Annotated in this window: 16 protein-coding genes; 7 read left to right on the top strand and 9 right to left on the bottom strand. The window is 65.3% G+C overall.

The window, feature by feature from the left end:
• Positions 1-8 precede the first annotated feature (8 nt).
• Both LDJ84_RS21050 and LDJ84_RS21045 read right to left on the bottom strand, forming a co-directional pair.
• A complete protein-coding gene (locus LDJ84_RS21050; RefSeq protein ID WP_024765952.1) occupies positions 9-275 on the bottom strand; it encodes a hypothetical protein in 267 nt (88 codons plus the stop codon).
• 248 nt (positions 276-523) lie between these two features.
• Entirely contained in the window at positions 524-1,246 is a 723-nt protein-coding gene (locus LDJ84_RS21045; protein WP_024765953.1) for an RNA pseudouridine synthase, read from the bottom strand.
• A gap of 104 nt (positions 1,247-1,350) precedes the next feature.
• Here LDJ84_RS21045 and LDJ84_RS21040 point away from each other — a divergent pair, with 104 nt between their 5' ends.
• A complete protein-coding gene (locus LDJ84_RS21040) occupies positions 1,351-1,974 on the top strand; it encodes a hypothetical protein (protein ID WP_024765954.1) in 624 nt (207 codons plus the stop codon).
• Positions 1,975-1,996: 22 nt separating this feature from the next.
• Here LDJ84_RS21040 and LDJ84_RS21035 read toward each other — a convergent pair whose 3' ends face one another.
• From LDJ84_RS21035 to LDJ84_RS21025, 3 genes are all read right to left on the bottom strand, one after another.
• On the bottom strand, positions 1,997-2,605 hold the full coding sequence (locus LDJ84_RS21035) for a DUF4893 domain-containing protein (protein WP_065086067.1): 609 nt from the start codon (positions 2,603-2,605) through the stop codon (positions 1,997-1,999).
• A 56-nt stretch (positions 2,606-2,661) separates the two neighbouring features.
• Positions 2,662-3,771 carry an AI-2E family transporter gene (locus LDJ84_RS21030; RefSeq protein WP_024765956.1) on the bottom strand — a complete coding sequence of 370 codons (1,110 nt, stop codon included), beginning with the start codon at positions 3,769-3,771 and terminating at the stop codon, positions 2,662-2,664.
• A 191-nt stretch (positions 3,772-3,962) separates the two neighbouring features.
• Positions 3,963-4,163 (bottom strand): hypothetical protein, encoded by a 201-nt coding sequence (locus LDJ84_RS21025; RefSeq protein WP_024765957.1) that lies wholly within the window; start codon positions 4,161-4,163, stop codon positions 3,963-3,965.
• A 157-nt stretch (positions 4,164-4,320) separates the two neighbouring features.
• On the opposite strand from LDJ84_RS21025, the gene LDJ84_RS21020 reads away from it, so the two are divergent.
• Both LDJ84_RS21020 and LDJ84_RS21015 read left to right on the top strand, forming a co-directional pair.
• Complete coding sequence (locus tag LDJ84_RS21020) at positions 4,321-6,093, top strand: ABC transporter transmembrane domain-containing protein (RefSeq protein ID WP_196912116.1); 1,773 nt, start codon at positions 4,321-4,323, stop codon at positions 6,091-6,093.
• Positions 6,094-6,263: 170 nt separating this feature from the next.
• Entirely contained in the window at positions 6,264-7,100 is an 837-nt protein-coding gene (locus LDJ84_RS21015) for a S1 RNA-binding domain-containing protein (RefSeq protein ID WP_024765959.1), read from the top strand.
• 4 nt (positions 7,101-7,104) lie between these two features.
• Here the strand turns inward: LDJ84_RS21015 and LDJ84_RS21010 are convergent, their stop codons facing one another.
• The 3 genes from LDJ84_RS21010 to LDJ84_RS21000 all read right to left on the bottom strand — a co-directional run bounded on the left by LDJ84_RS21010 (position 7,105) and on the right by LDJ84_RS21000 (position 9,749).
• A complete protein-coding gene (locus tag LDJ84_RS21010) occupies positions 7,105-7,518 on the bottom strand; it encodes a DUF5064 family protein (protein ID WP_054907314.1) in 414 nt (137 codons plus the stop codon).
• Positions 7,519-7,574: 56 nt separating this feature from the next.
• Positions 7,575-9,005 (bottom strand): arginine-ornithine antiporter, encoded by a 1,431-nt coding sequence (gene arcD, locus LDJ84_RS21005; RefSeq protein WP_226045371.1) that lies wholly within the window; start codon positions 9,003-9,005, stop codon positions 7,575-7,577.
• 189 nt (positions 9,006-9,194) lie between these two features.
• Entirely contained in the window at positions 9,195-9,749 is a 555-nt protein-coding gene (locus LDJ84_RS21000; RefSeq protein WP_054907316.1) for a hypothetical protein, read from the bottom strand.
• 219 nt (positions 9,750-9,968) lie between these two features.
• On the opposite strand from LDJ84_RS21000, the gene def reads away from it, so the two are divergent.
• A complete protein-coding gene (gene def / locus LDJ84_RS20995) occupies positions 9,969-10,508 on the top strand; it encodes a peptide deformylase (protein WP_084357597.1) in 540 nt (179 codons plus the stop codon).
• Positions 10,509-10,617: 109 nt separating this feature from the next.
• Here the strand turns inward: def and LDJ84_RS20990 are convergent, their stop codons facing one another.
• Positions 10,618-11,475, bottom strand: a complete 858-nt coding sequence (locus tag LDJ84_RS20990) for a MurR/RpiR family transcriptional regulator (RefSeq protein WP_024765963.1) — start codon at positions 11,473-11,475, stop codon at positions 10,618-10,620.
• Between the two features lie 186 nt (positions 11,476-11,661).
• Here LDJ84_RS20990 and zwf point away from each other — a divergent pair, with 186 nt between their 5' ends.
• The 3 genes from zwf to LDJ84_RS20975 are packed head-to-tail and all read left to right on the top strand — an operon-like array spanning position 11,662 to position 14,499.
• The gene (gene zwf / locus LDJ84_RS20985) at positions 11,662-13,131 is read left to right on the top strand and encodes a glucose-6-phosphate dehydrogenase (protein ID WP_024765964.1); all 1,470 of its coding nucleotides are present in this window, start codon (positions 11,662-11,664) and stop codon (positions 13,129-13,131) included.
• Entirely contained in the window at positions 13,118-13,834 is a 717-nt protein-coding gene (gene pgl, locus LDJ84_RS20980) for a 6-phosphogluconolactonase (RefSeq protein WP_196912114.1), read from the top strand. The genes zwf and pgl overlap by 14 nt, the downstream gene beginning before the upstream one ends.
• A gap of 17 nt (positions 13,835-13,851) precedes the next feature.
• The gene (locus LDJ84_RS20975) at positions 13,852-14,499 is read left to right on the top strand and encodes a bifunctional 4-hydroxy-2-oxoglutarate aldolase/2-dehydro-3-deoxy-phosphogluconate aldolase (RefSeq protein WP_084357430.1); all 648 of its coding nucleotides are present in this window, start codon (positions 13,852-13,854) and stop codon (positions 14,497-14,499) included.
• The last annotated feature ends 112 nt before the right edge of the window (positions 14,500-14,611 follow it).

Here is a 14,611-nt window from a genome sequence, read left to right as displayed (position 1 = left end):
GGACGGCGTCACGCGGTCTTCGCCAGGATCGGCTCGTTCGCCACGGCGACCAGTATCGGCCGGGCCAATTGATGCTTGACCGCCGGACGCGGCTGGCGGCTGACCGAGGGGCGACGGTCGGGGATGACCACGGCCGAGCCCGGCGAGCGCAGGGTCAGCACGGCAATGACGCTGAGCAGCACCACGGCGGCGAGCACGATGCTGGCCAGGGCGACATACAGCAGCAGCTCCACCAGGGAGCCAACGAGCAGCAGGAAATCGAGAATGACTTGCATGGTGGTGTCCTCTTGACGATCCGTTGGGGGCGTCTCGCGAGTAGCTCGTTCGCCCCTGCGGCCCGACTGCGGGGCCGGCGAATCTCCTGCCAGCGAGTTGATGGGGCAAAGATGCCGCGCACGGACTATCAAGAGAACTGAATGCGCCGACTGGTGACTATCGACGTTATCGATAACGGCTGGAAGCCTCAGTTTAGAGAGGCGCCCAGGTTATTTTCGGGCGCCTGCGACCTTGGTCTCGTAGACGCTCAGAACTTCTCGCCCGGCTGCAGGAAGCGCCATTGGCCAACCGGCAGCTTGCCCATGGCCACGCCGCCCAGGCGCAGGCGGCGGATCGACAGGGCATGCAGACCGACGGCCCGGCACATGGCGCCGATCTGCCCAGGGCGGAACTGCTTGCCGGCGAAGCGCAGGCGGTTTTCGCTCTGCCAGCTGACCTTCAGCGACGGCAGCTCGCGGCCGTCGATGACCAGGCCACGGCACAGGCGCTTCAGGCCATTGTCGGCAATCTGCCCGCTGACCTCGACCACGTACTCGTGTTCGATGTTGTCCGCCTCGTCCACCAGCCGGCGCTGCACGCCGCGGCTCTGGGTGTAGACGAGCAGGCCGCTGGCGTCGGTCTCCAGCACCGTGGTGTTGAACTGGTGGCCGAAGTGCTTGCGCAGCAGGCGCTGCTGCAGGTTGTCCTCGGCCCAGCGCTTGTCCGGCGTCAGCAGTTGCTGGGCGGAGTTGGCGCCGTTGCCGCTGCCCAGGCCGACCGGCTTGTGCACCAGGATGGTCACCGGCGGAATCGGGTCGGCGGAGGCACCCGGCAGCAGTTCGATCCGCTGGGCGTCGACCTTGAATTGCGGTTCTTCCACGCGCTGGCCGTCCACCGTGACCCAGCCGCCCTCGATGTACAGCTCGGCTTCGCGGCGCGAACAGGGCAGCAGCTCGGCGAGGCGCTTGGACAGGCGGATGGCTTCGGACATTTCGGGTAACCAGGCAGGGGAAAGCGATCATTGTAACCGCAAGCCGGCGGAATGATCCGCGCGGCTTCCGGTCACAACTGCAGAGCAAGCAATGAGGAAGCGCGATGCGGATCACCCTGATCGACGGTCTGGGCTGGGACCTGGACGAACACGGCAGCGGCGGCCTGATCAACAAGCGTGGCGAGAAGGTGCACCTGCGCCAGGGCGACATGGACGGCGCGTGCGGACCGTACTGCCTGGTGATGGCGATGCTGGCGCGCAACCAGCTCGGCCGGCGCGCGGCCAAGGGCCTGGCGCCGGTGGATTCGCGCACCCGCTACGGGCGGCTGATGGAGGCGTTGAACGCGCACGAGACCCTGGTGCGCGTTGGCACCACCGGCGCGGATCTGCTGGAGCTGCTCAAGGTCATCAGCGACAAGGAATACCGCGTCGAACGCGGCAACGGTACGCGGATGGTCGAGCTGACCCGGCGGCACCTCGACGAGAACATCCCGGTGGTGCTGGGCTTCCACGGCCGCAAGGACAGCGATATCCGCCACTGGTGCCTGGCGGTGGGGATGAGCGACGACGCCTTCTTCCTTCTCGACCCGGCGCACGACCTGCAGCGCGGGCTGGCCTGGAACGCGGTGCTCACCACCCAGGCCAATGGCTCGCGCTTCGGTTATCGCTACCTCAACGCGAAAGGTACCTGGGCGGTGACGCTCAAGGAAATGGTGGCGCTGCTCTAGGCCTTTGCTGGTGTGGCAGGGTTCAGCGAGTGAAGCGGAACAGGTTGTAGCCACCCAGTTGCTCGGGCACCAGCAGCACGAAACCGTCGTGCGAGTTGCGCACCACGCCGACCACGTCGGTCTCGCGCGCCGCCGCCTGCTCCAGGCCGCTGTAGCCCACCTGCGGGTCGTCGTTCACCGAAGCGCCGCCGACGAATACCAGCCGCTTGTCGTCCAGGCGTTGCAGATAGCCGCTGATGCGCTGCGAACCGCTGGTCTTCTCCAGGTACAGGCCCTTGGGCGTTTGCCGCACCGAGCATTTGAAATTCGGGTAGCCGTACAGTGCTTCCGTTTCGATCTGCACCGAGCGGCATTTCCAGTTCCCGGTCAGGGCCGCGTCGGCCAGTGGTTCGGGATCTTCCAGCACGATGCGGTACAGATTCAGCGCTTCGTTGCGGGTGGTCTCGTCTTCACTCTGCTGGAGCTGGTCGAGCAGGCGCTTGACCTCGCCATCGAGGGTCGTCAGGCGCTGCTGGTCGGCAGCGTTGACCGCGGCGGGCCAGACGGTCGCGGTGTCGTCGGCGAAGGCCAACGGGGAGAGCAGCAGGCCGGCGGTGAGCAGGGCAGCGGTGAGGGAGCAGCGTTTCGACATCTTGTGCATTCCATTGCAGGGGGAAATCCCGCGGCGCGCGCCGCGGGCGAGAGGTTTCAGGGGGCGTCCCGAACTGTTGGCTCGATGGGCGGAGCGACGGGCGCCTCGCGCTCGTGGACCCAGGACATGAACAGCTCGTAGCCCAGCGCCAGTACCACCGGGCCGACGAACAGGCCGATGATGCCATTGCTGAGCATGCCGCCCAGGGCGCCGATCAGGATCACCGGCATCGGCACCTTGCCGCCGCGGCCGAACATCAGCGGCTTGAGGACGTTGTCGGAGAGGCCGCCGGCCATGGTCCAGATCGTGAACAGGATGGCGACCAGCAGCGAATCGTTGGTCATGAATACATAGATGATCGCCGGGATGGTGATCAGCACCACCGGCAACTGGGTGATGCCCAGCAACAGGACGCCCAGGGCCAGCAGGCCGGCGCCGGGGATGCCCATGACGACGAAGCCCAGGCCGAGGATCATGGTCTGGATGAAGGCCACGCCGACCACGCCCTGGGCTACCGCACGGATGGTGCCGGTGCACAGCTCGGCCAGCCCCGGTCCGCGCTCCGGGCCGGAGATACGGATGGCGATATCGCAGGAGGTTCGGCTGCCCAGTTCGCCGTAGGCCATGATCACCCCGGCAATGACGAACGCGGCGAGGAACTGCATCAGGCCCATGCCCGCACCCGCCGCCTGACCCGCCAGGGTCTTGGCGACGCCCTGCAGGTGCGGGGCCATCTGGTGCACCACGCCCATGAAGTCGGTGGCCACGCGTGTCCAGAAGGGATAGATGTACTGCCCAATCACCGGCCAGGTCTGCACCGAGTCGGGTGGCAGAGGTATCTGCAGGGTGCGGTTCTGGATCGCGTGCACCAGGTCGCGCACCGAATCGGCCATCGACATGCCGATCACCACCACCGGCACCAGCAGGATCACCAGGCCGAGGATCACGATCAGCGTCGCCGCGCTGTTGGGCCGTCCGCCCAGCCAGCCGCTGAGCAACTGATGCAACGGGTAGAGGGTGATGGCGAGGATCACCGACCAGAGCATGAGGTCGAGGAAGGGATGGAAGATGCGGAAGCAGAACAGGGCCAGCAACAGGATCAGGCCGGCGCGGATCAGCACATCGAGCAGGTTGCGCGACAGCAGCTTTTCCGGGGAGGGCAGCATGGGGTGCTCCTTGCAGCGGGCGCGACGTGGCCCAGTCCTTAACTATCGGCGGACTCTGCCCGAGTGCAAGGTATTCAGGCAATAAAGGAAGTTCGGTATTGCGGGGAGATCGTGAAAAGCGTGAAAAGCGCGGAGGTGAAGCGGGGGGAGGCGGGCAGCCTGCCGAGGTTCGGCAGGCTTGCCAGCGGGTATTACTTCTTGCCGAGGCTGATGTGGCGGCTCGGTGCGCCGTAGTTCTGACCGGTCACGCCCTTGGCGATCTGCTGGATCTCACCGCCGGAGTTCAGGAAGGCGGCGATCTGGGCTTCCAGGGCTTCGCTGGTCGCGGTAGCGGCGGGAGCCTTGGGGGCGGCTTTCTGGCGGGTGGAGGGCTTGGTAGTCATATCTGCCATACCTGTCTGCGCAAATTGGCCGCCCATTGTACATCAAACGAGCAGGTTTCGGGGCGGTCATGGAACGAACGGTCTCATTCGGCTGCCTGAATCGTCCTTCGCCCGCGGTGTGGCGGCAGTGCTACCCTCTGCGCACTCCGGCCTTTCAGAGCCCGCCATGTCCCTGCTGTCGTCCCGCCAGCGCAATGCCTTGCGCCTGGCTCGCTCGTTCCTCGCTCCCTACCGCTGGCGTGCCCTTGGCGCGTTGCTGGCGCTGCTGTTCACCGCCGCCATCACCCTGTCCCTGGGACAGGGCATCCGCCTGCTGGTGGACCAGGGCTTCATCACCCAGTCCGAACAGCTGCTCACCCGCGCCATCGGTATCTTCTTCGCCCTGGTGCTGTGCCTGGCGGTGGGTACCTTCGTGCGCTTCTACCTGGTGTCGTGGATTGGCGAGCGGTTCGTCGCGGACATCCGCCAGCGCGTGTTCGACCACCTGATCGAACTGCACCCCGGCTTCTACGAGAACAACCGCGCCTCGGAAATCCAGTCGCGGCTGACCGCCGACACGACGCTGCTGCAGTCGGTGATCGGCTCCTCGCTGTCGATGGCGCTGCGTAATGTTCTGATGCTGCTGGGCGGGGTGATCCTGATGTTCTTCACCAACGCCAAGTTGACCAGCATCGTGGTTGCTTCGCTGCCGCTGGTGATTGCGCCGATCCTGCTGTTCGGCCGCCGCGTGCGCAGCCTGTCGCGGCTCAGCCAGGATCGCGTGGCGGATGTCGGCAGCTACGTCGGCGAGTCCCTCGGCCAGATCAAGACGGTACAGGCCTACAACCACCAGGCGCAGGACCGCGCACGCTTCAGGCGCACGGTGGAAGACGCCTTCGACACCGCGCGCAAGCGCATCATGCAGCGCTCCTGGCTGGTCAGCGTGGTGATCCTGCTGGTACTTGGCGCAGTGGGCGTGATGCTCTGGGTCGGCGGCATGGACGTGATCGCCGGGCGCATCAGCCCCGGCGACCTCGCTGCCTTCGTGTTCTACAGCCTGATCGTCGGCATGGCCTTCGGCACGCTGAGCGAGGTGATTGGAGAGCTGCAGCGCGCCGCCGGTGCGGCCGAGCGTATCGCCGAGCTATTGCGGGCGCGCAGTGAAATCCACGCACCGGCCAGCGACTTGCTGCGTTTGCCCGAGCGCATCGTCGGCAGTATCGATCTGCAGGGCGTGCATTTCGCCTATCCGTCGCGCCCGGAGCAATGGGCCATCGATGGCATCGACCTGCACGTGGAGCCGGGCGAAACCCTGGCGCTGGTGGGGCCGTCGGGCGCGGGCAAGTCCACTCTGTTCGACCTGCTCTTGCGCTTCTACGACCCGCAGCAGGGGCGCATCCTGATCGACGGCCAGCCCATCGCCCAACTCGATCCGACGGACCTGCGCCGCAGCTTCGCGCTGGTTTCGCAGAACCCGGCGCTGTTCTTCGGCACGGTGGAGGAGAACATCCGCTACGGCCGCCCCGGCGCCAGCGATGCCGAAGTGGAGGCTGCCGCCCGTGCAGCCCACGCCCACGAATTTATCCTGCGTCTGCCCGAGGGTTATCAGACTCATCTGGGGGAGAGCGGCCAGGGGCTTTCCGGCGGGCAGCGCCAGCGCCTGGCGATTGCCCGCGCGTTGCTGGTGGACGCGCCTATCCTGTTGCTGGACGAAGCCACCAGCGCGCTGGATGCCGAGAGCGAACACCTGATCCAGCAGGCGTTGCCGGGGCTGATGCGTGACCGCACCACGCTGGTGATCGCCCACCGCCTGGCCACGGTGCTCAATGCCGACCGTATCGCGGTGATCGAGCACGGTCGCCTGGTGGCGCTGGGGCGGCACGCCGAGTTGGTTGTAAGCAGCCCCCTGTATGCGCGCCTTGCGGAACTCCAGTTCGGCCAGAAGGAACACAGCCTTTAGGAGCGAACTTGCTCGCGAACTGCTTAACTCCGGAGCTGCTGCACAGCCTGGTTCGCGAGCAAGGGCTGGGCGCCCCCCTCGGTCCTACATGAAGCCGGCGTTCGGCGGCTTGAGGCGCATCCTTGCGCCAATGCGCGTAGAATGCTCGCCCCGTTCACGAGGTAAGCGTCATGGCAGTCATAGGTCGGTTCAATTCGTTGCAGGTGGCCAAGCACACCGATTTCGGTCTCTACCTGGATGGCGAGAGCCACGGCGAAATCCTGCTGCCCAAGCGCTACGTGCCGAAGAACGAACCCACCGAGGTGGGCGACTGGCTGAACGTGTTCATCTACCTGGACAGCGAAGACCGACTGATCGCCACCACCCAGAAGCCCAAGGTGCAGGTCGGCGGTTTTGCCAGCCTCAAGGTGGTGGAGGTCAATCGCATCGGTCTGTTCCTCGACTGGGGGCTGCCCAAGGACCTGCTCCTGCCGCACTCGGAAGAGAAGCGTCCGCTGCAGGTTGGCGATTACTGCGTGGTCTACGTCTACCTCGACGAGCGCAGCCGCCGCATCACCGCCACCGCGCGCCTGGACCGCTACCTGGACAACACCCCGGCGAACTACAAGGCCGGCCAGGAAGTCGACCTGCTGGTCGTCGAGCGCACCGACCTGGGCTACAAGGCGATCATCGAAGGCAAGCACTGGGGGCTGATCCACAAGAACGAAGCGTTCAAGTTCCTGCGTGGCGGCCTGCGTGAGAAGGGCTACATCAAGGAAATGCGCGCCGACGGCAAGATCAGCCTGAGCCTGCAGCCGGCCGGCGCGGGGCTCTCGGATGCCCTGAGCGAGAAGATCCTCCAGGCTCTGCGCGATGCCGGCGGCAAGCTGGCGATCAGCGACAAGAGCCCGCCAGAGCTGATCGCGCAGCAGTTCGGCGTCAGCAAGGGCAACTTCAAGAAGGCCATCGGCGGCCTGTTCAAGCAGGGCCTGATCGTCATCCACGACGATCGCATCGAGCTGGCCTGACGGCTCAGCCGCGCCCGCGGACGATGGACTCGGCCACCGCGCAACGCGGCTCGGCCGGGGCCAGCGAGCCCATGCGCTGCAGGTCGACCGGCGTGCCCGGCTCGGCCTTCAGCTGGCGACGCAGGTCGTCGAACACCCGGTCATGCTCCTTGCGAAAGCGCAGTACCGGCCCGCTGCAGACCCGCAGGCCGTGCCGTCGCAAAATGCGCGTGGCGCTGCCGGCGAAGTTGAAGGCGAGATCGCCGGGGAGTTCGAAGCCGTCATTGAAGGGCTGGCCGTCGATTTCGCCATCCAGCTCGAATTTCACTGTCGCATCACGGCTGGCGGCATTTTCCACGACGTAGCTCATGCGAATACGGTACTGCTGCCGATCGAGGCCGGCGGTGGAGTGGATGGTGACCTGAGCGGGAACGGTCATTTTTTCTCCTGGTAACGCCAGCCCGCGACCGAAGCCGCGGGCGTTCGATATTGGGCTCAGAGGCTCAGCTGTCCGGAATAGAGACCGTAGCCGGCGCCCAGTGTTGCGGCCAGTAGGACGGCAAAGATCAGCCCTTCCGCCTTGCTGAACACGCGTTCGCCGCGCTCGCGCTTGGCCATGATGAACAGCACCACGCCCGGGGTGTAGAGCAGCGCCGAGAGCAGCAGGTGATCCATGCCGCCGGCATACACCAGCCACAGGCTGTAGATGAGGGCGATGGCGCCGATTACCAGGTCCTTGCGGCGCTCGCGCAGCAGACCTTCATAGCTTTCCCCGCGCAGGCACAGCAGTACGGCGTAGCCGGCGGAGAACAGGTAAGGCAGCAGCGCCATGGATGCGGCCAGGTACACCAGGCTGGTGTAGGTGCTGGCGGCGAACAGGGTGACGATCAGGAATACCTGCACCGTGGCGTTGCTCAGCCACAGCGCGTTGACCGGCACGTCCGCTTTGCTCTCCTGGGCGAGGAACCTGGGCATGGTGTGGTCCTGGGCAGCGGCGAACATGATTTCCGCGCTCAGCAGAATCCACGCCAGTAGCGCGCCGAACAGCGAGACGACCAGCCCGGCGATGATCAGCACGGCGCCCCAGTGACCGACCACGTGTTCCAGTACGTAGGCCATGGACGGGGTGGGCAAGCCGGCCAGTTGCGCCTGGTTCATCATGCCCATGGACAGCACGTTCACCAGCACCAGCAGCGCCATCACCGAGACGAAGCCGATCACCGTGGCGGTGCCGACATCCGAGCGCTTCTTCGCGTGGCCTGAGTACAGGTTGGCGCCCTCGATGCCGATGAACACCCAGACGGTGATCAGCATCATGTTGCGTACCTGGCTCATCACGCTGTCGAAATCGACATGACCGTGGCCCCAGAAATCGGCAGTGAACAGGTCCATGTCGAACGCCACCAGGCCGATCAGGATGAACAGGACGATGGGTACGACCTTGGCGACCGTGGTGATCTGGTTGATGAAGGCCGCTTGCTTGATCCCGCGCAGGATCAGGAAGTGCAGGCTCCACAGCAGCAGGGATGAGCAGACGAAGGCAATGGCGGTATTGCCCTCGCCGAACACCGGGAAGAAGTAGCCCAGCGCGCTGAAGATCAGCACGAAGTAGCTGACATTGCCGAGCATGGAACTGAGCCAGTAGCCCCATGCCGAATTGAAGCCGATGTAGTCGCCAAAGCCGGCCTTGGCGTAGGCGTAGACGCCGGCATCGAGTTCCGGCTTGCGGTTGGACAGGCTCTGGAAGACGAAGGCGAGCATCAGCATGCCGATACCGCTGATGGCCCAGCCGATGAGAACAGCGCCGGGGCTGGCGCTTTTCGCGACGTTCTGCGGCAGCGAGAAGATGCCGCCACCGATCATGGAGCCGACCACCAGGGCGGTGAGTGCAGCCAGGCCGAGTTTCTGGTTGGGCGATGTGGGCATTTCCCAGCCTCCTGAATGTGAATGGATTCGCATATTTTCGAATCCGCTCGGAGGCACTCGGCTGATGTATATCAATAGCAGGCTAACGGTTTCTGAACCGACCCTGAACGAGTTCTGTTGCGGTTCAACAGCGCGCAGGGCTAAGGCCGCGGGTCACCAGAGCCGCGGAGAAGAGGCTGGCGCTTGCCGCTACATCATGTGGCGGAAGCGATTCCAGGCCTGCTCGACGGAGAGCCACCAGGCCGGCATGGCGCTGCCGAAGCCGGCGATCTCCAGGCGCGGGTGGTGGCGCACCACCATGTCCAGCACCGGTTCCTGCTCGGGCTTCACGTCGACGAAGAACACGTGGCGGCCTTGCTGCAGGTTGCCTTGGAAGCGGCGCACGTCGCCACTGGGGCGTTGCAGGCCGAAGAAGCTGCTTTCCCACAGGCTGAAGCCCAGCAGCACCGCGGCGAGAAAGACCACGGGGATCCAGCCTGCCGCCGTCTGCGTCCAGCCACTCAGGTAGCCGACCACCAGTACCAGCACGGCCAGTGCGGCACCGATCACCAGGCCGATCTTGCCCCAGTGCACCACGTCTTTCTTCATCACCGACGGCACTTCATGCAGGCGGTGCTCTTCCAGTTCCGCGTCGCTGTCGCTGAGCACATGCATCTGCTCGATGCCGATGCCGCTTTCGGAAAGCTCCTGCTCGACCTGTTCCAGGTCGTCCAGGTTGTCGCTGATGTAGTAATGCCTGTTCATGACGAACCTCGCGCCCCTCGGAAATAAAAGATCCCCCCAGGGTTTCGTCCGTGATCTGCCGCGTTTCCCGGCAAATCTCCGGCGTTCGAAGAATGTCGTCATGCACCAGTCTAACACCGGGGGGCGTGGCTCGCGGGGCGCTGCCGGGCGGTCGCGGGCTTGCCATGCGGCGTGGGAGGGCAGAGGATGCCGGTCTCACTCCCTGGCGACGAGGCCAAGATGATCCGCGAGATTCTCAGGATGGGCGACGAGCGCCTGCTGCGCATCGCCCCGCCAGTGCCCGAGTCGATGATCGGTAGCGCCGAGCTGCAGCAACTGATCGACGACATGTTCGAGACCATGCATCACGTTGGTGGAGTTGGCCTGGCCGCGCCGCAGATCGGCGTGGACCTGCAGCTGGTGATCTTCGGTTTCGAGCGCAGCGAGCGCTACCCGGATGCACCGGCAGTGCCGCCGACCATCCTGCTCAATCCGCTGATCACGCCTGTCGGCGACGAGTTGGAGGAGGGGTGGGAAGGCTGCCTGTCGGTGCCGGGCCTGCGTGGCGCAGTGGACCGTTACCGGAGCATCCGCTACCAGGGCGTCGATCCCCAGGGCCAGCCCATCGACCGCACGGTGGAAGGCTTCCATGCGCGGGTGGTGCAGCACGAGTGCGACCACCTGATCGGCCGGCTGTATCCGTCGCGCATCACCGATTTCAGCAAGTTCGGCTTTACCGAGGTGCTGTTCCCGGGGCTCGATCCGAGCGCGGATGACTGACACCAGCTCGAGCTGTTCTCCGTAGCAGCGAACTTGCTGCTACAGCAGGTGATGGTTCTGCGCGCGTTTGCAGGAGCGGGCTTTTCCAGAGCCGAGGGCGGCGCCGCCCTCAACTTTCCTCGTCGAGCTGGTAACGGGTCGGCACCAGGCTCTCCTTGATCTTGCGCAGGTGCGGCTGGAAATCCACGCCACGGCGCAGGGTCACGCCGGTGGCGAGCACGTCGAGCACGGTGAGCTGGATGATCCTTGAGGTCATCGGCATATAGATGTCGGTGTCCTCGGGCAGCGGGATGTCCAGGCTCAAGGTGCTGGCGCGGGCCAGCGGCGAGTCCGCGGCGGTCAGGCCGAGCACCGAGGCGCCGTTCTGTCGCGCCAGGTGGGCCACGTCCACCAGCTCGCGGGTGCGCCCGGTGTAGGAAATCACCACGAACAGGTCGCCGGTGTGTGCTACCGAGGCGATCATCCGCTGCATCAGCACATCGCTCTGCGCTGACACCGCCAGGTTGAAGCGAAAGAACTTGTGCTGCGCGTCGAGGGCCACCGAGCTGGACGCGCCAAGGCCGAAGAAGTGGATCTGCCGGGCCTGGATCAACAGGTCCACGGCGCGGTCGATCACCTTCGGGTCGAGCAGTTTGTGGGCGCTGTCCAGCGAGGCGATGGTGCTGCTGAAGATCTTGCGCGTGTAGGCCTCGGGGCCGTCGTCGGCCGCCACGGCCTGGGTCACGAAGGCTGCGCCGCTGGCCAGGCTCTGCGCCAGTTGGATCTTCAGCTCCGGATAGCCGCTCATGCCGAAGGAGCGGCAGAAGCGATTCACCGTCGGCTCGCTGACACTCGATGCCTGGGCCAGCGCGGCGATGCTGAAGCGCGTGGCCTGCTGCGGGTCGTGCAGGATCACCTGGGCGACCTTGCGCTCGGCCTTGTTCAGCTCTTCCAGACGGCTCTGGATCTGCTCCAGCAGGTTTTTCATCCGTGCTCCTTGGGCAATCGACGGTTGACCGGGTAGGTGCGGCCAGCGGCGCTATCCTAACGTCAGGCTGGCAAGCGACCAACAACGGCGCGAAACGGCAGAAATATGTTGTTTAATTACTACATATTTGTCTTAATGCCGGCGTAGAAGGCTAACTATCGTTCAAAATTTGGTTGGTAACAACAAATGCCTGAAGTCCGCGTTCTGCCCTGCACCCTTGCGCTGTTCGGCGCCCTGGGGGATCTCGCCCTGCGCAAACTGCTGCCGGCGCTCTACCAGCTCGACCGCGAAGACCTGCTGCACCGCGATACCCGCATTCTTGCCCTGGCCCGCGATGACGGCGCCACGGAAGCGCCATTGGCAACCATCGAACGCCGTCTGCGCCAGTATGTCCCGGCGAAAGAGTGGGATGAGCAGGTCTGGGCCCGCTTCCAGGCGCGCCTGCATCACCTGAGCATGGACTTCCTCGACGCCGGCTCCTACCAGGCGTTGGCCGAGCTGGTGGGCGACGAGAAGACCCTGGTCGCCTACTTCGCCACCGCCGCCTCGGTGTTCGGCGGCATCTGCGAGAACCTTGCCGCTGCCGGCCTCGCCGAACGCACCCGGGTGGTGCTGGAGAAGCCCATCGGCCACGACCTGGAATCGTCCCGCGCGGTGAATGACGCCGTGGCACGTTTCTTCCCGGAAAACCGCATCTACCGGATCGATCACTACCTGGGCAAGGAGACGGTGCAGAACCTCATCGCGCTGCGCTTCGCCAACAGCCTGTTCGAGACCCAGTGGAACCAGAACCACATCTCCCACGTGGAGATCACCGTGGCCGAGAAGGTCGGCATCGAGGGCCGCTGGGGCTACTTCGACAAGGCTGGCCAGCTGCGCGACATGGTGCAGAACCACCTGCTGCAACTGCTCTGCCTGATCGCCATGGACCCGCCGGCCAACCTCACCGCCGACAGCATTCGCGACGAGAAGGTGAAGGTGCTGCGCGCGCTGGAGCCCATCGCTCCCGAGCAACTGGCGACCCGCGTGGTGCGCGGCCAGTACACCGCCGGCTACATCGACGGCAAGCCCGTGCCGGGCTATCTCGCCGAGGAAAATGCCAACCCCAACAGCGACGCCGAGACCTTCGTCGCCCTGCGGGTGGATATCCGCAACTGGCGCTGGTCCGGCGTGCCGTTCTACCTGCGTACCGGCAAGCGCATGCCGCAGAAGCACTCGCAGATCGTCATCCACTTCAAGGAACCGCCGCACTACATTTTCGCCCCGGAGCAGCGCTCGTTGATCAGCAACCGGCTGATCATCCGCCTGCAACCGGACGAGGGCATTTCCCTGCAGGTGATGACCAAGGACCAAGGCCTGGGCAAGGGCATGCAACTGCGTACCGGCCCGCTGCAACTGAATTTCTCCGAAACCTTCCAGACCGCCCGTACGCCGGATGCCTATGAGCGACTGTTGCTGGAAGTCACCCAGGGCAACCAGAACCTGTTTGTCCGCAAGGACGAGATCGAGGCCGCCTGGACATGGTGCGATGGCCTGATCGACGGCTGGGGCCGCCTGGGCGAGGAGCCCAAGCCTTACCCGGCCGGAAGCTGGGGACCGCAGGCGTCGGTTGCCCTGATCGCTCGCGACGGGAGGGACTGGTATGGCGATCTTTGAACCGACACTGAAAGAAGGCATGGCCTGGAAGACCTGGAACAACGCCGCCGAGCAGGCCCGCGGCCTCGCCGAAGCGGTAGCCGACGCGCTGCGCGAGGCGCTGATCGAGCGCGGCCGCGCATTGCTGGTGGTGTCCGGCGGGCGCAGTCCGGTGGCTTTCCTCGAGGCCCTGAGCGGCGCGGTACTGGACTGGTCGAAAGTCGCCGTCAGCCTCGCCGACGAGCGCTGGGTGCCCGAGTCGCACCCTGACAGCAATGCAGGCCTGCTGCGCCGCCATCTGCTCAAGGGCGAGGCGGGCAAGGCGCAGTTCATCGGCCTGTATCAGCCGGTGAGCAGCCTTGAGGAGGCGGCCGACAAGACCGATCGCTTCCTCCACGAGCTGACGCTGCCCATCGATGTGCTGGTGCTGGGCATGGGCGACGATGGCCACACGGCTTCGCTGTTCCCTGGCAGCACCAACCTGGTCGAGGCGCTCGACCCGGCCGGCACACGCCGATGCCTGCCGATGTGGGCGCCGACCGTGCCGCACCAGCGCCTGACCCTCACCCGAGCCGTATTGCAGGGCGCGCGGGTGCAGATCCTGGCCATCCAGGGCGAGTCCAAGCTGGCCACGCTGAGTCAGGCGCTCAGCGATAACGACGACCAGCGCATGCCGGTCAATGCGTTCCTGCGTTCACCTCTTTCGATCCACTGGTGCCCCTGAAGCACGGAGTTACCGCTATGCCTGAACAACACATCCAGCAGATCGATGCCCTGGTGCAGCGTGCGCGCATCCTGCCGGTGATCACCATCGACCGCGAGGCAGACATCCTGCCCATGGCGGATGCTCTGGCAGCCGGCGGCATCACCGTTCTGGAAGTGACCTTGCGGACGGCGCTGGGTCTCACCGCGATCCGCCAGTTGAGCGAGCAACGCCCGGAGCTGATCGTCGGCGCCGGCACCGTGCTCGACCCGGAAACTTTCGCCCAGGCGGAAGAGGCGGGGGCGAAGTTCATCGTCACGCCCGGCTGCACCGAGGAGTTGCTGCAGTACGCGGGGACTCGCCCTGTGCCGTTGCTGCCGGGCGTTGCCACCGCGTCGGAAATCATGGCCGCTTATCGCCATGGCCTGCGCCGCTTCAAGCTGTTCCCGGCGAAGGTCGCCGGCGGCGTGGAAGCGCTCAAGGCTTTCGGCGGTCCGTTCCCGGACATCCGTTTCTGCCCTACCGGCGGCGTCGGCCCGGACAACCTGAATGACTATTACCGCCTGGCCAACGTGATGTGCGTGGGCGGCAGCTGGATGCTGCCCAAGGCCGCCGTCGACGGCGGCGACTGGTCGACGGTCGAACGCCTGAGTCGTGAGGCGCTGGCGCTACTGGACACACACTGAGCTGTCCTGGATTTGGACGTGCCCGGCCTTGTGCCGGGCTTTTTTATGGGGGCTTCTGCGGCTGAGCAGAGTTGCCGTGCGGGTTCGCGAGCAAGCTCGCTCCTACAGAAAA

The sequence above is a fragment of the Pseudomonas sp. HS-18 genome (assembly GCF_020401845.1).
GTDB classification, from domain to species: Bacteria; Pseudomonadota; Gammaproteobacteria; order Pseudomonadales; family Pseudomonadaceae; genus Pseudomonas; species Pseudomonas nitroreducens.
Note: the sequence above shows the minus strand (reverse complement) of the source record. Positions and strands in the feature narration are given on the sequence as shown.